Raw genomic sequence first — 20738 nt, forward strand, 5'->3', positions numbered from 1 at the left:
TTTTGACATTAATCCTGGCGATCGTCTTTATGATCAAGGCGGTCGCGGTCATCATCTTTTCGCTGATACTCACCATCAAAAGTATTACCGCCACCGGTTCCGGCGCTAAAACCGCCGCCCGGCATCCGGGAGAAACGCAAATGCGGCATCAGCTTCACTGTCAGATGCTTTTGCACCGGCGGTAATAAAAGAAGAAGACCGAGGAAATCGGTGAAAAAGCCCGGTAATAAAAGCAGCAAACCGGCAATGATCAGCGAAACACTTTTAATCATCTCCGCCGCAGGGTTTTCACCCGCCGCCATTTTTTGTTGCATCAGCACAAAATTCTTAAAGCCCTGATTACGTACCAGTGACATACCGATAACCGACGTGAATATAACCAGTACGAGGGTCAGCAATACCCCCAGGACATGGGCAACCTGAATAAAAATTGAAATCTCAATATAGACATAAAGGAAAATGGCAATAAAAGGTAACCAGCGCAAAGGTTTCTCCTGTAATAGCAGCCGGTTAAACCCGGCTACCTTAATGGGTTGCGAATCGCGTTCAGCTTATATTGTGGTCATTAGCAAAATTTCAAGATGTTTGCGCAACTATTTTTGGTAGTAATCCCAAAGCGGTGATCTATTTCACAAATTAATAATTAAGGGGTAAAAACCGACACTTAAAGTGATCCAGATTACGGTAGAAATCCTCAAGCAGCATATGATCCTGGGTATTCGTCCGATGCAGGGGATAATCGTCGGTCGAAAAACATTCGAAACCACATATATTCTGTGTGTTTAAAGCAAATCATTGGCAGCTTGAAAAAGAAGGTTCACATGTCAAACAACATTCGTATCGAAGAAGATCTGTTGGGTACCAGGGAAGTTCCAGCTGATGCCTACTATGGTGTTCACACTCTGAGAGCGATTGAAAACTTCTATATCAGCAACAGCAAAATCAGCGATATTCCTGAATTTGTTCGCGGTATGGTAATGGTTAAAAAAGCCGCAGCTATGGCAAACAAAGAGCTGCAAACCATTCCTAAAAGTGTAGCGAATGCAATCATTGCCGCATGTGATGAAGTCCTGAATAACGGAAAATGCATGGATCAGTTCCCGGTAGACGTCTACCAGGGCGGCGCAGGTACTTCCGTAAACATGAACACCAACGAAGTGCTGGCCAATATCGGTCTGGAACTGATGGGTCATCAGAAAGGTGAATATCAGTACCTGAACCCGAACGACCATGTTAACAAATGTCAGTCCACTAACGACGCCTACCCGACCGGTTTCCGTATCGCGGTTTACTCTTCCCTGATTAAACTGGTAGATGCGATTAACCAACTGCGCGAAGGCTTTGAACGTAAAGCTGTCGAATTCCAGGACATCCTGAAAATGGGTCGTACCCAGCTGCAGGACGCAGTACCGATGACCCTTGGTCAGGAATTCCGCGCTTTCAGCATTCTGCTGAAAGAAGAAGTGAAAAACATCCAACGTACCGCTGAACTGCTGCTGGAAGTTAACCTCGGCGCAACGGCAATCGGTACAGGCCTGAACACGCCGAAAGAGTACTCTCCGCTGGCAGTGAAAAAACTGGCTGAAGTCACTGGCTTCCCATGCGTTCCGGCTGAAGACCTGATCGAAGCGACCTCTGACTGCGGCGCTTACGTTATGGTTCACGGTGCGCTGAAACGCCTGGCTGTGAAGATGTCCAAAATCTGTAACGACCTGCGCTTGCTCTCTTCTGGCCCACGTGCCGGCCTGAACGAGATCAACCTGCCGGAACTGCAGGCGGGCTCTTCCATCATGCCAGCTAAAGTAAACCCGGTTGTTCCGGAAGTGGTTAACCAGGTATGCTTCAAAGTCATCGGTAACGACACCACTGTTACCATGGCAGCAGAAGCAGGTCAGCTGCAGCTGAACGTTATGGAGCCGGTCATTGGCCAGGCCATGTTTGAATCAGTTCATATTCTGACCAACGCTTGCTACAACCTGCTGGAAAAATGCGTTAACGGCATCACTGCTAACAAAGAAGTGTGCGAAGGTTACGTTTACAACTCTATCGGTATCGTCACTTACCTGAACCCGTTCATCGGCCACCACAACGGTGACATCGTGGGTAAAATCTGTGCCGAAACCGGTAAGAGTGTACGTGAAGTCGTTCTGGAACGCGGTCTGTTGACTGAAGCGGAACTAGACGATATTTTCTCCGTACAGAATCTGATGCACCCGGCTTACAAAGCAAAACGCTATACTGATGAAAGCGAACAGTAATCGTACAGGGTAGTACAAATAAAAAAGGCACGTCAGACGACGTGCCTTTTTTCTTGTGAGTAGTAACTTAAAAATAACAATCTAATATCAACTTGTTAAAAAACAAGGAAGGCTAATATGCTAGTTGTAGAACTCATCATAGTTTTGCTGGCGATCTTCTTGGGCGCCAGACTGGGGGGAATAGGTATTGGTTTTGCAGGCGGATTGGGGGTGCTGGTTCTTGCCGCTATTGGCGTCAAACCTGGTAACATCCCGTTCGATGTCATTTCCATTATCATGGCGGTTATCGCCGCTATTTCTGCCATGCAGGTTGCTGGCGGTCTGGACTATCTGGTTCATCAGACAGAAAAGCTGCTGCGCCGTAACCCGAAATACATCACGATCCTCGCTCCGATCGTGACTTATTTCCTGACAATTTTTGCGGGTACTGGCAACATCTCTCTGGCAACGCTGCCAGTTATCGCTGAAGTTGCGAAGGAACAAGGCGTTAAACCTTGCCGTCCGCTGTCTACTGCGGTGGTTTCCGCGCAGATTGCGATCACCGCATCGCCAATCTCAGCGGCAGTCGTTTACATGTCTTCCGTAATGGAAGGTCATGGCATCAGCTACCTTCATCTGCTCTCTGTGGTCATCCCGTCCACCCTGCTGGCGGTTCTGGTGATGTCCTTCCTGGTCACTATGCTGTTCAACTCCAAACTGTCTGACGATCCGATTTATCGCAAGCGTCTGGAAGAAGGTCTGGTTGAACTGCGCGGTGAAAAGCAGATTGAAATCAAATCCGGTGCAAAAACTTCCGTCTGGCTGTTCCTGCTGGGCGTAGTTGGCGTGGTTATCTATGCAATCATCAACAGCCCGAGCATGGGCCTGGTTGAGAAACCGCTGATGAACACCACTAACGCAATCCTGATCATCATGCTCAGCGTTGCAACCCTGACTACCGTTATCTGTAAAGTTGATACCGACAACATCCTCAACTCCAGCACCTTCAAAGCAGGTATGAGCGCCTGTATTTGTATCCTGGGCGTTGCATGGCTGGGCGATACTTTCGTTTCCAACAACATCGACTGGATCAAAGATACCGCTGGTGAAGTGATTCAGGGTCATCCGTGGCTGCTGGCTGTCATCTTCTTCTTTGCTTCTGCTCTGCTGTACTCTCAGGCTGCAACCGCAAAAGCACTGATGCCGATGGCTCTGGCGCTGAACGTTTCTCCGCTGACCGCAGTTGCTTCTTTTGCTGCGGTGTCTGGTCTGTTCATTCTGCCGACCTACCCGACGCTGGTTGCTGCGGTACAGATGGATGACACGGGTACAACCCGTATCGGTAAATTCGTCTTCAACCATCCGTTCTTCATCCCAGGTACTCTGGGTGTTGCCCTGGCCGTTTGCTTCGGCTTCGTGCTTGGTAGCTTCATGCTGTAATGACAAATCGCGGGGCGTTCACGCCCCGCTTTCTTTCCCGCCGACTAACATCATTCCCTCGTCCGTTGTATAGTGACCTCTCTCTTGCGGTTCCATCTGTTCTTGCGAGGTGTTTATGCTTGATGATAAAAGTTCGAATACCGCGTCTGTCGTGGTGCTGTGTACCGCACCGGATGAAGCGACAGCCCAGGATTTAGCCGCCAAAGTGCTGGCAGAAAAACTGGCGGCCTGTGCAACCCTGATCCCTGGCGCAACCTCACTCTATTACTGGGAAGGTAAGCTGGAACAGGAATATGAAGTACAGATGATCTTAAAAACCGACAACGCTCACCAGCAAGCTCTGCTGGAATGCCTGAAGTCTCATCATCCGTATCAAACCCCGGAGCTTCTGGTTTTACCTGTTATACACGGAGACACAGATTACCTCTCATGGCTCAACGCATCTTTACGCTGATCCTGCTACTTTGCAGCACTTCCGTTTTTGCCGGATTATTCGACACGCCAGGACGCTCACAATTTGTCCCGGCTGATCAGGCTTTTGCTTTTGATTTTCAGCAAAACCAACATGATCTTAATCTGACCTGGCAGATCAAAGACGGTTATTACCTTTACCGTAAACAGATCCGCATCACGCCTGAACACGCGAAAATTGCCGACGTGCAGTTACCGCCTGGCGTCTGGCATGACGATGAGTTTTACGGCAAAAGCGAGATTTATCGCAAGCGACTGACGCTTCCTGTAACCATCAACCAGGCTACGGCTGGCGCGACATTAACTGTCACTTACCAGGGCTGCGCTGACGCTGGTTTCTGCTATCCGCCAGAAACCAAAACCGTACCGTTAAGCGAAGTGGTTGCCAACAACGCAGCGCCACAGCCGATGTCTGTCCCGCAGCAAGAGCAGCCCGCCGCGCAATTGCCCTTTTCTGCGCTCTGGGCATTGTTGATCGGTATCGGCATCGCCTTCACCCCCTGCGTACTGCCGATGTACCCACTGATTTCCGGCATCGTGATGGGCGGTAAACAGCGGCTCTCCACCACCAGAGCATTGTTGCTGACCTTTATTTATGTGCAAGGGATGGCGCTGACCTACACGGCGCTGGGTCTGGTGGTTGCCGCCGCAGGGTTACAGTTCCAGGCGGCGCTACAGCATCCTTACGTGCTTATTGGCCTCGCCATCGTCTTTACCTTGCTGGCGATGTCGATGTTTGGCTTGTTTACCCTGCAACTCCCCTCTTCACTGCAAACGCGCCTCACGCTGATGAGCAATCGCCAACAGGGTGGCTCGCCCGGCGGTGTGTTTGTTATGGGGGCGATTGCCGGTTTGATCTGCTCACCATGCACCACCGCGCCGCTTAGCGCGATTCTGCTATATATCGCCCAAAGCGGAAACATGTGGCTGGGCGGCGGCACACTTTATCTCTATGCGCTGGGCATGGGTCTACCGCTGATGTTAATTACCGTCTTTGGCAACCGTCTGCTGCCGAAAAGCGGTCCGTGGATGGAACAGGTCAAAACCGCGTTTGGTTTTGTGATCCTCGCACTGCCGGTCTTCCTGCTTGAGCGAGTGATTGGCGATATATGGGGATTACGCTTGTGGTCGGCGCTTGGCGTCGCATTCTTTAGCTGGGCCTTTATCACCAGCCTACAGGCCAAACGCGGCTGGATGCGCGTGGTGCAAATAATCCTGCTTGCAGCGGCATTGGTTAGCGTGCGCCCACTTCAGGATTGGGCATTTGGTGCGACGCATACCGCGCAAACTCAGACGCATCTCAACTTTACACAAATCAAAACGGTAGATGAGTTAAATCAGGCGCTCGTTGAAGCCAAAGGCAAACCGGTGATGTTAGATCTTTATGCCGACTGGTGCGTCGCCTGTAAAGAGTTTGAGAAATACACCTTCAGCGACCCGCAGGTGCAAAAAGCGTTAGCAGACACGGTCTTACTTCAGGCCAACGTCACTGCTAACGACGCACAAGATGTGGCGCTGTTAAAGCATCTTAATGTCCTTGGCCTACCGACAATTCTCTTTTTTGACGGACAAGGCCAGGAGCATCCACAAGCACGCGTCACGGGCTTTATGGATGCTGAAACCTTCAGCGCACATTTGCGCGATCGCCAACCGTGAACGACACTTGCAGTGGGAAAGACGGAGGAAAATAGCGTGCAACGTGAAGATGTACTGGGAGAAGCCCTGAAATTATTAGAATTACAAGGGATTGCCAACACCACGCTGGAGATGGTTGCTGAACGTGTGGATTATCCGCTGGATGAGCTAAGGCGATTCTGGCCGGACAAAGAGGCAATCCTCTACGACGCGCTGCGCTATCTTAGCCAACAGATAGATGTCTGGCGTCGTCAGTTGATGCTGGACGAAACGCTAACCGCCGAACAAAAGCTGCTGGCGCGTTATCAGGCGTTATCAGAGTGCGTTAAAAACAACCGCTATCCGGGCTGTCTGTTTATCGCTGCCTGTACGTTTTATCCTGATCCTGACCACCCTATTCATCAACTGGCCGATCAGCAAAAAAGCGCGGCCTACGATTTCACCCACGAACTATTAACCACGCTGGAAGTTGACGATCCTGCGATGGTGGCAAAGCAGATGGAACTGGTGCTGGAAGGCTGTTTAAGCCGAATGCTGGTGAATCGTAGCCAGGCGGATGTCGATACCGCACACCGGCTGGCGGAAGATATTCTGCGCTTCGCCCGCTGCCGCCAGGGTGGCGCACTGACCTGATGACAGAAACACAGAAAAGAAGCGATTTGCCGCAATCTTAAGCAGTTGAATCGCTTTTACTGAAATTAGGTTGACGAGATGTGCATATTACGGTTTAATGCGCCCCGTTGCCCGGATAGCTCAGTCGGTAGAGCAGGGGATTGAAAATCCCCGTGTCCTTGGTTCGATTCCGAGTCCGGGCACCAAAATTTATAACCCTCGCTCCGGCGGGGGTTTTGTTTTTTGAGCCAACACGTTTTGGTTTATAAGCAGTTACCCTTTTTAAATTTCCTCCTCCCCGGTGGTACAAAATAGGCATTATTATAAAGCCTATCAAATACCGGAATGGCATCTGACACATCCGAAAAAGTTCCTCAGGATCGACTTCTTCCTATCGACAAAGGCGCACTAAAACATTCCATTGCGATGAAAGCCACTGAACAAACTAAACACAAACGCCCTTCCGCGCAGGCTGAAATCAATGCGATCAGCCAGAACGCCAGGGTAAAAGGCCCGTAACGCAGGAAGACACCACTTCGATATGAGTAGCCCTCATCAACATATTCCAGCCTGAACCTGGGGGGGAAAAGATATGTTTTATTTGGTTGTTCACTAAGTCATCTGTGCTGGGTTGAGAATATTATCTTTAATCAAGAGCACAAATTTACTGCGCCGCTACGCTACACGGCGGATAAAAAATTCACGCTCAAAATGCTAGGGGTTAGCAGCAGTGAGGATTCTTGCAAAACGATGTACAAGCATGGGGCAGCAGCCTCCTACCAACTTGCCCCTACCAAAAAGACTATGGCATACTCGCATCACTTTTGGCCTTGTTCTAACTCGTTACCCATCACAAATAAATATAATAAATTTCAGTTGGTTATTATGTAGCACAAGGAATGTTGACGGACTCCATTACGATGATTAGTAAACAGTTTGATAGATCTGAGCATGTATATAGAAACGATGCATTTTTAGAGCTTCTAAAAGATGCCGTACGTTTTTTTAATGGGACACCTGTACATTCATTACCACCGCCTCAAGGATTTCAGGGAGCCGGTGTTTACGCGCTATACTACACAGGTCATAACCCTTTATACGATGAATTTTCACGAATAAACCGACTTGCATACAACCTTCCTATTTATGTAGGTAAGGCTGTACCAGCAGGATGGCGTCAGTCCAGAATCAGTGATAGCGCCACTCGGGCTGGCTCAGAACTATCTAATAGGATCAGAGAGCATAGTAGAAATATAGCGAAAGCAGAGAACTTGAAGTTAGAAGATTTTTCATGTCGCTTTATCATTTTTGAAGCTACTGGCTCTGACATGATCAGCACAGTCGAAGCAGCACTGATTAAAATTCACAAACCCTTATGGAACACCGTAGTGGATGGTTTTGGGAATCATACTCCTGGTGCTGGTAGATTCGCCCAAGCCAAATCTGATTGGGATGTGATTCACCCAGGCAGGGAATGGGCAGAAAAATGTACTGGCAGGCATTCAGAACCAGCCTCTGTAGAAAATCGAATTAAGCAATACTTTTTGGAATTAAAGTAACAAAATGAAATCCTTAGAAATATTCTCAGGTACTGGCGGTTTAGCGAAAGGTTTAGAACTGGCAGGATTCGAGCATCAAGGGTTTGTTGAGCTCAACAAACATGCTTGCAACTCACTTCGTCTAAATTTTGACAAAGAGAAAGTATTTCAAGGAGATATTAAAAATTACGATTTCACATCTCTTAAGAATATCGATGTCGTGGCTGGCGGACCGCCTTGCCAACCTTTTTCCTTAGGGGGCAAGCATAAAGCCCATGATGACACTCGAGATATGTTCCCCTACGCGATTAAGGCGATCGAAGCTTTACATCCTAAGGCTTTCATCTTCGAAAACGTGAAGGGCTTACTTCGAAAATCATTTGCTGATTACTTCGAATACATCATCCTTCGTTTAACATACCCAACGTTATCTTTGTGTGATGCCCAGGACTGGCAATTACATCTTAACGAGTTACGTAAAGCTAGCAAAGGTACGCATCAAGGCACCACTTATGATGTGTCCTTTAAGTTAGTGAATGCGGCAGACTATGGTGTTCCACAGGTTAGGGAGCGAGTGATAATTGTCGGGATCAGGTCCGACTTAAACAAAAAGTGGACCTTCCCTGCGCCTACGCACAGCCAGGAGCGATTACTGTGGGAACAGTACGTTACAGGGGAGTACTGGAAGGAACATAACATTAGTCCTCTAAAAGATGAACCTCTTACAGAGAGATTGAAAAAACGTTTTGGAGTGTTTCCACCATCAGAGAAACGCTGGGTTACCGTTCGTGATGCTCTCAAAAACGTTCCTCAACCCTATGAGCCCCATGAAATTGAAGATCATATTTTTAAAGATGGCGCCCGTACCTATCCAGGCCACACTGGTAGCTACATTGACCAGCCATCGAAAACATTAAAAGCTGGGGCTCATGGAGTCCCTGGTGGCGAAAATATGATTAGATATGAAAATGATAGCGTCCGTTACTTCACAGTTTATGAAGGAAAACTCCTGCAAACATTCCCTAAAGACTTCCAGGTGACAGGAGCATGGGGAGAAGCAATGAGGCAGATCGGCAACGCTGTACCTGTCTTACTGGCCCAACGGATAGGGCAGCATTTACATAACCTGCTGAATGCAAGTTTACAGGCAGATATTGAACCTCTTAAATGTGCAAATTTCGATTAGATATCTCAATAAATACTAATACCGAAACACATTGTTAGTGGTAGTGCCCGGTGATACATTCGAGGTCGAATGTGTAAATGTAATCTTTTGTTATTAAAATGACTTCGTTGTTTTCACAATGATCTTTAATTCAAGCTGGCACTACTAATTTAATTCCTGAGAACCCGCCTACAAGGCGGGTTTTTGCTTTTGGGAATACGTCCTTCCTGCCTTCGCCCCATCAGCTGCGAATATCATCATACGCACGCGTTTTATCAAATTCGTGTTTCACAAACGGGCACAGTGGGATAATTTTCCTGGCGCATTTTTTCCACGACTTTCGCTACCAGCTGTTTATCAATCCCCTGCCCTTTCAGGCTTTCATCAACATCGGTATGTTCGATAATCGCTAAATTCTCTCCGGTCGGCACAAAGACAATTTCAGCTATTTGATTTCCCTGCGCATCATTGATGTGAAATTTATTATGACCCTCACATATTTCCATTTTCCCCTCGCTTATTTAAGACGGTATTTCAGCGCGCCGCTCGGGCACGTATCAATAACATTCACGACGGTAGCGACGTCTACTTCATCCAGCATGATCCACGGCTTACGTTTGAGATTAAATAACTTGCCGTTGCCATGTACGCAATTGCCGGAATTTGTAGTGATGTGATGGCCCCCCTTCCCAAGGTGGTCAGTGCCATACATTTACTAACTGCATTAATCCGGGAGTAACATCACTACAGGCCCCTTTTCAGGGGCCTCTTCCTGTCAGAACATATAGCGGAAATTCGCGTTTATCGCGTTATCCACGTTGTATTTACCAAAGGCGGATTTCTCAAACTCCAGACCAAAGCGCATGTTGTCCTTTATCTGTGCGTTCATACCGACATTGAACAACATCCTGCTGTCCTTCTCTCCTTTAATCCGTTTCTCCCCGGAGGCATCACGAAGAACCGTCTCGCCATTATTCAGCAGGTCAAACTGCCAGCTGGTTCCGGCACGGGCTGTCACACTCCAGTCCTTACCACTGAATGTTTTACCCAGCTCAACCCCTGTTCTGCCAATCAACGGGCTGAAATCCTTGTTCTTCATACTCAGGTCCATCTCACCGTCTTTCCAGCGGAATGTTTTCCCGGACACTGCGCCGTAAACCAGTTCGGCCTGAGGCTCAATAAAAGTGTCTTCCGTCAGGTGATAACGGTAACCCGTTTCCGCTCCGGCATACCAGGAGTGGGTTCCGTAGTGCTTCGTACCCAGACCGGCAAAGTTGCCTGTGTAGTCATTGTCATGGTGAATATATTTACCAATCAAATCGATATAGGCACCGGAGTTAAACAGTGCTGAAGCATACAGACCGCCCCCCACGGATTTTGTCTTCCCACTGAACGCATCACTGTCTGCACTGCTGTCGGTATAGGTCATTGTGATACCGGTGAACAGGTCGACACCGTCCAGCGCATGTTTTTTGTCAAAGCCGACCTGAACGTGGGTGTAATTATCGCTGTACCCGCCATCGGCTGAACCGGCGCCGTTCATGATACGGGCCCAGGCACCGGCATCACCGTTCGTGTCACGCAGCTCACCCATACGTTTGTTCAGGTTGTTAACTTCCGTCATAAAGTTTTTGTAGCCGGCATTCATGAAACTGTCCGCCTTCGCTGCAGCCGCTTTATCGGCTTCCGTCCTGAAACCATCCAGAACCCACTTCGTACTGCCGCCAGTGGTGTCAACATGCAGCGTCGGCGTCACACGACTAAAACCTGTCACCCGGGTGCCGGCCTTAAAGATATCCTCTGATGTTCCGGCCGGCGCGCTGACCAGCGGGATGTTCAGGGACTGCCCCGGGGTCGGGTTCTTCATAAAGCTGACATTCAGGGTGTTGTCTGAACCGCTGGCTTTTTCCGTCACGCTGATTTTATCGGCGTCTTTCAGGTCAGTGCGCAGGACAAAATCACTGCCCGTGGCATCAAGTGTCTTAACCGTCAGGGTACGGAAGGCACCGTTTTCTTCAGACTGTACCCGGCTGTTGCGGGTCGTCAGACTGTTGATGTCGGAGTCTCCGGTCAGCTGCCACAGACCACTGTTCATCCTGACGTTTCCTTTACCGCCGGTGATGGCGCCGTAGTACGCCGCGTTATATCCGCTGAACAACCCGGCAGCCAGAACAGGGGAGACAGAAGAGGAAACTGAACCAGGGTTTTCAGAGCCAATACGAATTGTGGATGAACTGGTTGCATGAACATCCCCGGAAACATGCGCCTGCTGGCTGATGTCCAGCGCGGCGTTATCGCCGGTTAAATCATAGCCTTCTGTCATGTATGTCAGAACAGGCATCCAGGTATTATCAGCGCCATTCTCCGGCGTGCCGCTCAGGGAAAGCGTACCGTTCTTCCCAATCTGAACCCGGCCATTACTGTAGAGCCCTTTCTGTGCCGTCAGATGACCGCCGTCCCGAACAGAGAGGGTGGAGTTCACGAAAACACCACTGTTCTGCAGCATGGCATCCGGTGAGGTGACATTTACCTTACTGTCATGGGCTTCAATCCCGCCGGTGAAACGGCTGTTAATATCCAGCGTGGAGTTATTGTTAAGCGTGATATTGCCTGTGTAACTGCTACTGCCGTCGTCTGCTGAGCGTCCTTCACGGACATCCTGGCGGAAGCCAAAACCATTACCTGTAATATTGATTCCATCATACTTATCAATAAATACCGGAACATCGCCTCCGAGTTTCAGCGATGAATCTGACGCAACGATATCGCCTTCAACTATTGAGTTTCGTGCAGTTGTGAACTCAGCATTATCCAGATTCAGCGTCTTAAAACGAAAATGTCTGTTTTCCCAGTCGGGCTGCTCAAAAGAGGACACCTGGTTATTTGTTTTATACTCACTGTTATTTTTCTTATTTGCCTCACTTTCCAGTCTGGCAAAATCAGCAACATAATCTTTGTCACAAAGAACTCCGGGGACATAGCAGAACCGGGGACCTTCACGGAAAATAGCATGTGTTGTGGCATGTCCCTGTAGTCTTAGCTGGGAGTTTCGCACAGTGATAGCATTGTGTGTATCAATGTTCCCGTCAATAATCAGGCTGCTGTCGGCATTTTTTTGTGTTCCGGCATGTTCGATATCCGTATTTCCCGTGATGTTGCCGTGATAGATATAACGCGCGGCGTTTTGTAAGGAAAGAGTCGCTTTTTTATCTGATGTATTGGTGATTACTGTACCAACATCCGTTGCCGCTATCTTTTTAAACGACTGGCCGAACCCGTTTAAATCCAGTGTCCCCCCCCGACTGGTAAAATAAATGCCTCTGTAATCACTGTTTTTATCCAGCGCATCAACCTGCCCCAGTTTGACCGTTCCGCGACCGCTGGCAACATAGATAGCATTAAACGCTTTTTCTGCATTAAGAAAAACGGTACCGTCACCCGTTTTCAGGTTATTCCCCTGGGCCACATTGACATTCAGTGTCCCGGCTCCTGTTTTGTGCAGGTTATCGTTTGCCACTCCTTTAACCGACCAGTCAACAACCGTCCCTTTTCCGATATCAATACCCGCCCCTTTATAGGTTTTATCTTTCCCGGTGACCGAATAATGTTGCCCCTCATCAAAAATCATTCCTCCGGTTCCTGAGTTCAGGTTATCGGTGAGTTCAATATTCCCACCACCATGAAATTTCAAATCTTTATTTTTATTATTCTTGGTCAGCTCAATAGCGGTTGTGTTACCGTTAACAGTAATATTTTTATTATTGCCGGTCATTTTCTGACCATTGAGGTTCACCTCCTGAGTAAAAATATTTTTCAGGGTATCGACAGTGTTCTGATCATATCGGGCAAAAAAGGCCCAGGTATCCTTACTAGAGAATGCTTTACCATATGTTGTTCCAAGAATGACCCATTTTTTCCTCTGATTATCATAAAGATAAAATCCGGAACCGCTGTCTCCTCCTGTCACTTCATTATAAAATCCGCCTGTATTATTCGTGGCTAACATATTGTTCCAGTTTAACTGAAACATAGAAGCACTGCGTAATAATGGATTATATGCCTGTCCCACCCCATAAGATGTAACACCGGTTGCTCCGGCTCCAACCCGAAAACCGATTATCTGTTTCTTTCCATTGAACTCAATACCATAACGCTCTAATGCTTCTGCTGCTGATAAGTTGAAATCAGCATGCTCTGTTGCACCAGCTGTTTCAACAACAAACTTATCCAGACGCTGGACCGCAAAGTCACCTTTGGTCACCCGATCAACATAATGATAGTCTGACTGTCCCCATGTCTGAGTTTTAACGGCATGGTGAATAGTGCCATTATGGCTTGCGGTAACACTGTAGGCATTACCAATAGCAGTTGTTGCACCTTTAGCGGATACTGGAGAAAAATCAGGGATCGTTACTTCAGGAAAACTGAATTCACCACCATTTTTTAATGGCGTTTTTACCCCATATGCTCCAGGCTGAAATACACCTTTATTCTGTGCCAAATCGAGATAATCACGGATCCAGAAATTTCGGGTATCCATCTGTGCTGCATAGGCATGTTCAGCAGCACCATAAGACAAGGAGGAAACTATAAATGTAGCGAGAAGTTTTCGACCAGTTTTAGAGGATACTCGGGATGCTAATTCTGATACAGCTATAAGCCCTTGAGTAAGGTGACAATACTTAAGTGAATATATTCTGTTCACGGGTAAGACTCCATAACGTTTATAACATAATACCAACAAATAGAACTATGCCTTTATTAATAAAAAGCTTCCAGTTACCTTTATTAATTGCAGTAAAAAAATAAAAATTCAGCCCACGCCTGTAAAAAGCACATCCACAATACAGATTTTATAGTAGTGCAATTAGCATATTTACATTGCAATAATTAAATCACATTGCGCCATCTAAGATTATTTAGAAAAATAATAGCAACTCCATATCCACATTACATAATGAAGGACAAAGCTACAAAAATAAAAGCAAGTAATAAACAACCCCATATGGCGTTTAAGTGTTTTTGTATTTATTGTTTTTTATTTTATATCATTGCGAGGCGCAATTCTTCATTTATTTCGCACACTAATATTATTTTATCATATTCTTTTATTTTTTTCGAAAAACAATAATAGTTTTAGCTTGTGGATGTTTTTATATTCGAAGATTAATTGAGCCCATGGGTAAATAATTCGCTATTATTTAAGTAAACCGCTATATATGTAGATAATGGCGAATTAACGTATCACCTGACACTCTTCTCTCCAAAATTAAGAAGTAGTTGACTCCTCAAGCCAATAAATGTGTATAGAATGATTATACTGGATAGTTACAAGTTCACCGATACGGTGCAGGACTTCAGTGGCGATGTCGGTGGGAGCTTTTGTTTCGTGATATGATGGACGTCCCTTCTTAATGCAGTCAGTGCCATGCTTTTACTGACTGCATTAATCCGGGAGTAATATCACATGAACACGATCAGGATTGTTATATTGCCAAGCCTGTTTTTCAGGTCTGCGTCTGGATTAATGATGATTCTGTTGTATAGAATAGAAACATCTCATGCTCCAAATTGCAGGATATCGTTCAACGATTCGAGTCCGGAACACTAATCGCTATGGAGACATGTTCAACTTCTCATTTTGGGGGAATGAACGTTCAGTGCTATGGGATATCCCCCGACTATTCCCTGCGCAACAGCATCATTTTTGGTTAAAAAATAACATTATTCTTAAGATAAAGAAAAGGAACTCGTCCTGGACGGGTAAAATTTATTAAAAATGCATACCGTTTTCACCTCACAGGAAATTTATTGAATCAGTAAGAACTGCTTCTGTCGCTATTATATATGCAATATTAATTATGACTTCCTTTTCACTTTCAAGGAGAACTGTTTTGGTGTTATACCAAAATAACTTTTAAAATTACGGATAAAATATGATGTACTAACATATCCGACCTCGTCAGATATACTATTAATATGTTTTTCAGACGTAGTTATCAGTCTTGCTGCATGTTGCATTCTAATATCCAGAACCAAATTGTTAAAATTATTATTTTCTTTTTCAAGTTTTTTCCTAATTGAGACTTCCGACATATGTAAAATATTTGCCAAATCAACTAGCCGCCATGATTTTGAAAGATCAGATTCTATTATTAACTTTAATTTTTCTGTGAAAGTAGAGTCTGTGGAAACAGATAATGAGCAAACCAAGGATTCAATATCATCAACTTTAGATAACAAATAAGTAATATTATAAATTAGTCTATGATGAGGAACATTTGCTTCTGTTATCATTTTAAATATCTCTGTATCTGTCTTATCCGCCATGCAATTAAAAATTCTACTTCGCATAGGGCCGACTTTATGTGGATTCAGTAACAATGGTTCCATGACTTTGCAGATACAACTTAACATATTGTTATCTATATGAAAGATATCATAAGGCATACCTTTACCTAACACGTTAAGTGTAACATCAATGACTGTATTTTTCTCGATATAACATATTGATTCAGGTGGAATATTAATAATTCCCCCATCTATCGTTTTAACCAGTAATTGGGCATTGCGAAGATAAATAATAGCACAATTGTAAAACCTAATCTTTTTAAGAACTAATGTAGAGTTACCGGGTATATCTCCTCTAACAGCAAGCCTCATATTACTTAAAGCATTTTGACTATTCATACAGTCACCCCCATGCTTTGTAAGAATATAATGTCATGGGGTATCCTCTCTGTAAACTCGAAAATAACGCAAAGATGAATACCTCTCAGTAAAAAGTTTCTCATCGACATAGCGACTAACTTTAGAGACTCTAAATAATTAGTCTCTATGATGATAGAATTTATTAACTTTGATAATAATTACATTATGAAAAAATATGAAAAGACAGAAATCAAATCATTTGATGTTACAGGTAACATCTAAACAAAACTGGGAGCTTCCGTGTCGTCTCAGCACCAAACTTAATCTTTATCATTCTTATTCTATAATAGACCTTACTTACGCTTAAACATGTGATCTTTGAAATTTCTTTTATTTTCCTCCTTTTAATAAAGTAGAGGTACAGAATCTCTCGTTCAATATCATTAAGAGAGCACAAGATTTGTTCTGGTGGATATGTATAATCAATTGATAACCGATTTCCATAGTGTATAGTTACATTATCAGCACATATGCACTTAACAGGCCCCCCAGAAAAAAGAAGACTGTATAAAAAATAATTATTATTATCGCAGACTATATAAACATGACTATATTGCTGAACGGCCTCATATACAGAGGCACGCCCACTGAATTCAAAACATTTATACCCTTCATCCTGGCTTGCAAAATATAAGATACCATTTTTTAAATAAATGTCTTTTGTAACCATTATTAGAGCAACGGTCATAGCATATATAAAAACATTAGATACCTGAACTGAATTCAACTATAAGCTAAAGTAAAGAAAAAGGCCATTCTAAAAAATAGCAACATAAGATAAAATTTTACACTGCTGAATGTCAGGCAGATAAGTATATTTGACTGTCTATAGTAATCAATCAATAAGAAAACCTGAACAATATGTTCAGGTTTTCTTTTTTATCTACTCTACGATTCAGAATGTATAACGAATATTAGCATTAATTAACTTATCAATATTGTAAGAACCAAACTCAGATCGCTCCATATTCAGACTTATCCTGGTGTTTTCTTTGATTTTAGTATTTAACCCGACATTGAATACCACTCTGCTATCTTTACCATTATTAATATATGTATCACCTGCCAGATCCTTGAATGCTGTCACAGTAGGCTTAAATAAATCGTACTGATAATTAATCCCAGTCAATGCTGTAATTTCCCAGTCTTTGCCCCTGAATGTTTTGCCAAATTCAATGCCTGTGCGACCAATTAACGGTTGCATCCGCTTACGTTGCATATTGATCTCAGCTCCATTGAATTGCCAGGAAAACTGATTCTCAGATACAGTACCGTAGATCAACTCTGTTTGCGGCTGTATATATGTTTCGTCAGGTAAGGTAAAACGCCAACCGGCCTCAGCGCCCAAATACCAGGAGTGCGAGCCATAATCTTGTTCTGGCATTCCTAACGCACTTGATGAGTAATGATTGTCATGACGCACATATTTCCCGATAGTATCTACATAGAGTCCAGAGTCAAACATAGCTGAAGCGTACACACCAATACCCGTTGATTTGGTTCTTCCTGACCATCCACTTCCCCGGTTATTACTGTTTGTAAATGTCGCCGTGACCCCAGTAAATAACTCTCCGCCTTCAATTATATGTTTCCTGTCTGCCCCAATTTGCAAGTGCGTATGACTTCCGGTAAATCCATCAGTAGCTGAGCCCGAACCACTGTTAAGTCTAGCCCAGGCTCCTGTTTCACCATGGGTATGGCGTAAGTCACCCATACGATCATTCAGATTATTAATTTCTGTAATAAAGTTTTTATAACCGAGATCCATAAAACTCTTGCCTGTCCGCAAAGCGGCTTTATCAGGCTGTATGTAAAATCCCTCCAGACGCCATTGCTTATTAACGTCGGTCTCCAACACATCAAGTTGCGGTGTGAAACTATGGAACCCCGAATTTATTGAAACCGGGTTAAGTGTAAATATATCGCTTTGTGTATTTTTCGGGGCAGTAACCAATGACACAGGGTAACCGGCCTGTTTTACTGAATTCGTCGTAGGAATAACAACTAGTGTGTTATTCGCCCCTGTCAACGTCTGGTTTACCGTCACCGTATCTGCTGCTTTACCATCGGCATTAATAATGAACGAACTGTTAGTGGCCTCCAGCGTATCTGCCGTCAGTCCCCCCTGCCCGAGACGATTAAAACTCAGTGTTGAACCATTCAAAGTGAGCGACTTAACCACCGACTGCTCATTTGCCAGCCAGGCAGTGTCCTTCATTGTTACACTTGCCAACGGCGCGCTGATATTTCCATAGTAATTTGTGGATTGGTTAATATCAGTCGTGCCAAAGCTAATGCTGGCCGCATCATTGGCATTGATATCTCCAGTGATGATCCCACCCGCGCCAACATTTAAGCTCGTGTTTTGTCCGCTAAGCTCCCAGCTTTGGGCGGAATACATCGTTCCTGGCTGGTCTGATAGTAAGGAAAGGCTCGAACCCGCATTACTGCTTACTGTCCCGTCAGAAAGCAATCCGGCTGTAGCGGTCAATTTTGCCCCTTCACCTAATGACAAAGAAGATTGGGTGAAACGGCTGAGCTGATTAAGTGTGGTATCTTTAGAGGTTATCGTCGTCGCACTATCTGTACTATCAATACCACCGACAAAATGTTCATTAATAGTTAGTGCCGATCCTTGTTTCAACTGTACATGTCCATTGAAACGACTCTGATCATCTTCAGCGGTTGCCTTTGACTTACCCAATGTTGGTTTGGTTGCCACGCCCTTTCCGTCATTAAGATCAATGTAAAGATCCTCACTACCTAATGTAACGGTAGAATGATCTGCATTAATTCTGGTATTAAGGCTGGCGTTTCTTGCAAGGTTAAATTCAGCATTTTGTAAGTTAAGCTCAGCCATACTGAACTGTCGATTTTCCCAATCGTTCTGAGTAAATGACACCGGTTGGGTCAGTACAGAATTGTCACCCAGTGCCTTTAACTTATTTGCTACGTCCTGACTGCTGACGGCGTGAACAACCGGATGTCCTTGCATAAATAGCCGACCATTTTGCTGAGTTATACTCCCCTGAGTATCCACTCCACCATCAATAACGAAATCATTCTGTGTTCCTGCTGTAACCTCATTATTGATATTTAGATTGCCGGTGAAATGGCCGTGCCAGATATTAGCAATCGTGGCTGTTGTATCTGGGCTGTTGAAATCCAGATTAACATTAGCCATGGAGCCACTGTTAGTCAGTATAGCTCCATCATCAGCCCCGTTAAGTTTATGAAAAGTCAAACCGTTTCCATTAATGTCGAGCTTGCCGCCATGATAGCCCCATTTGATATTATCTGGATTAATTTGTTTGTCGTCGCTTAGCACCAGAGTAGGACGCCCACTTACAATACTGACAGAACTGAACGCCTGGCTCAGTCCGTTATCATCAGCACGCTGTGCTAATATTACGGTTCCGTCTCCCACACTTAAACTTCCTGGGTTTACACCAGTACCGCTAATTTTTAGCGTCCCCGTACCCAGTTTATGCAAACTATCACCAGTAACCCCATTAATCTGCCAGTCGACAAGATGCTCACCATTAACAATAATTCCGCCACCTTTCCATGTCTGAGTATCAACGGGCTTGACAATATAATCATCATCAAAAGTAAGTGTGCCAGCCCCCTGATTAATGGTATTTTCTAACACTACAGTACCACCGCCCTGAAAAGTTAGATCTTTACCGCTATTAAGCGAAGCAGGCCATGTTGCGCCCAAATTCCCATGCATTGCCCATGATGAGCTTCCCTGGGTTAATGAACCAAGCCCCGTTTTTTCGTCATATGACCAATGAATATCCCCCTCATCTTGTTTTGTATTTACCGGTGCATCGGCATCTTGTTTCATCGTATTTTTTACATCACCGGCAGGAATTATTGTGTACCAGTTAGTATTGCCATTGACCCCTGCATATGAATTGAGAACGGCTAACAAAACCCATTTATTTTGGTCTGCATCCCAGGCAAAAAGAGGAGAACCGCTGTCACCGGGAGTACCGTAGGTTGAGAGCGGAGTATTAGTAGTATTCGTGACAAAACTCCAGTCAGATATAAACGGCTTATTTACTATTCCACCTGTTTTATACGAGTACGCCCCCATTAAATAGGAAATTTTTCCGTTGGTATCTTTTACATATTGAGTCCCCGTCCCAACACGATAGAACACAGGGAAACGGTCAGCATTTTGATAGGTTCCATTAGCAGTGCCCGCATTGGTTATATCTAGCGGTGTAACCTCAGTAACAATTTTGTTGAGGCGGGGAGTGTGGAAATCTCTCCAGTGGTTATTTCTGTCAACAAGGGTATACGAGGAATCATCCGCATAGCCAAATTTCACATATTGATAACCAACATTGTGCTTAACGCTGACGACATATTGTGGCGAAACCAATGTTGCAACCCCAGTCGAGTCATTAGAGCTGAAGTCAATCATGGGCGCCTTATTCAGCGTCGTGACGGGATTGCCATTTTTATCGTATAGAGGAACATTTTCCGCGCCGGGACGGAACTCTCCCTTATTCTCAGCAAAATCACGATACGTTTGGTAGGGAAGTGAGGTCCCAACGACGGAAGCGTATATTGGAAATGAAACTATAGTTCCTATTAACCATACGATATTATTAGAAATACAAGGTATTACTTTCCCCACACTCCCCTTCTTAGATCTACTAAAGATCTCAGCTACGGCAACAACTTGTTTCTTAGCATTTTTCTTTAATGAGTAAACCTTATTCATTTTCAGACTCACGGAAAGAGGTTAAAACACACTATTTAACCAAATTGATTTGCATTCGCTATGTCTGAGTCATTTTTATATCTTATATTGCCATAAAATTAACGCATTGTATTCTCAACAGAGAATTAAACTTTAAAAAGACAGCCAATGAATACAAACTGATAATTAAACATAAAAAATCGATAGCATTA

The 20738-nt window shown here is 44.9% G+C and carries 12 protein-coding genes, 1 tRNA gene and 2 pseudogenes; 9 read left to right on the top strand and 6 right to left on the bottom strand.

What is annotated here, in order from left to right; genetic code table 11:
* Positions 1-8: 8 nt before the first annotated feature.
* The gene (locus RGV86_RS10785) at positions 9-485 is read right to left on the bottom strand and encodes an FxsA family protein (RefSeq protein ID WP_001267445.1); all 477 of its coding nucleotides are present in this window, start codon (positions 483-485) and stop codon (positions 9-11) included.
* 336 nt (positions 486-821) lie between these two features.
* Here RGV86_RS10785 and aspA point away from each other — a divergent pair, with 336 nt between their 5' ends.
* From aspA to RGV86_RS10830, 9 genes are all read left to right on the top strand, one after another.
* Entirely contained in the window at positions 822-2258 is a 1437-nt protein-coding gene (gene aspA / locus RGV86_RS10790; RefSeq protein ID WP_010344893.1) for an aspartate ammonia-lyase, read from the top strand.
* 117 nt (positions 2259-2375) lie between these two features.
* Positions 2376-3677: an anaerobic C4-dicarboxylate transporter DcuA gene (dcuA, locus tag RGV86_RS10795; protein ID WP_000961959.1), complete on the top strand. Its 1302-nt coding sequence runs from the start codon at positions 2376-2378 to the stop codon at positions 3675-3677.
* A 115-nt stretch (positions 3678-3792) separates the two neighbouring features.
* Entirely contained in the window at positions 3793-4131 is a 339-nt protein-coding gene (cutA, locus tag RGV86_RS10800) for a divalent cation tolerance protein CutA (RefSeq protein WP_085461256.1), read from the top strand.
* Positions 4107-5804: a protein-disulfide reductase DsbD gene (gene dsbD / locus RGV86_RS10805; protein WP_085461257.1), complete on the top strand. Its 1698-nt coding sequence runs from the start codon at positions 4107-4109 to the stop codon at positions 5802-5804. The genes cutA and dsbD overlap by 25 nt, the downstream gene beginning before the upstream one ends.
* A 36-nt stretch (positions 5805-5840) precedes the next feature.
* The gene (locus RGV86_RS10810) at positions 5841-6416 is read left to right on the top strand and encodes a transcriptional regulator (RefSeq protein WP_085461258.1); all 576 of its coding nucleotides are present in this window, start codon (positions 5841-5843) and stop codon (positions 6414-6416) included.
* A gap of 109 nt (positions 6417-6525) precedes the next feature.
* Positions 6526-6601 (top strand) — tRNA-Phe (locus RGV86_RS10815).
* A gap of 139 nt (positions 6602-6740) precedes the next feature.
* Positions 6741-6914, top strand: coding sequence for a hypothetical protein (locus tag RGV86_RS10820; protein ID WP_171000943.1), 174 nt, complete (start codon positions 6741-6743; stop codon positions 6912-6914).
* A gap of 401 nt (positions 6915-7315) precedes the next feature.
* Complete coding sequence (locus RGV86_RS10825) at positions 7316-7954, top strand: Eco29kI family restriction endonuclease (RefSeq protein WP_085461259.1); 639 nt, start codon at positions 7316-7318, stop codon at positions 7952-7954.
* Positions 7955-7958: 4 nt separating this feature from the next.
* Positions 7959-9119 carry a DNA cytosine methyltransferase gene (locus RGV86_RS10830; RefSeq protein WP_021551513.1) on the top strand — a complete coding sequence of 387 codons (1161 nt, stop codon included), beginning with the start codon at positions 7959-7961 and terminating at the stop codon, positions 9117-9119.
* Between the two features lie 220 nt (positions 9120-9339).
* On the opposite strand, the pseudogene RGV86_RS10835 reads toward RGV86_RS10830, so the two are convergent.
* The 5 genes and pseudogenes from RGV86_RS10835 to RGV86_RS10855 form a co-directional block, all read right to left on the bottom strand.
* A pseudogene (locus tag RGV86_RS10835) lies at positions 9340-9604 on the bottom strand (GNAT family N-acetyltransferase).
* Positions 9605-9615: 11 nt separating this feature from the next.
* Positions 9616-9771: pseudogene (gene yjdI, locus RGV86_RS10840) on the bottom strand (4Fe-4S mono-cluster protein YjdI); the annotation flags it as partial.
* A gap of 102 nt (positions 9772-9873) precedes the next feature.
* A complete protein-coding gene (locus tag RGV86_RS10845) occupies positions 9874-13803 on the bottom strand; it encodes an autotransporter outer membrane beta-barrel domain-containing protein (RefSeq protein ID WP_085461261.1) in 3930 nt (1309 codons plus the stop codon).
* 1154 nt (positions 13804-14957) lie between these two features.
* Positions 14958-15788: an AraC family transcriptional regulator gene (locus tag RGV86_RS10850; RefSeq protein WP_016158921.1), complete on the bottom strand. Its 831-nt coding sequence runs from the start codon at positions 15786-15788 to the stop codon at positions 14958-14960.
* Between the two features lie 916 nt (positions 15789-16704).
* The gene (locus tag RGV86_RS10855; protein WP_085461263.1) at positions 16705-20547 is read right to left on the bottom strand and encodes a S6 family peptidase; all 3843 of its coding nucleotides are present in this window, start codon (positions 20545-20547) and stop codon (positions 16705-16707) included.
* Positions 20548-20738: the final 191 nt, after the last annotated feature.

It is taken from the genome of Escherichia ruysiae, from assembly GCF_031323975.1.
Classification (GTDB): Bacteria; Pseudomonadota; Gammaproteobacteria; order Enterobacterales; family Enterobacteriaceae; genus Escherichia; species Escherichia ruysiae.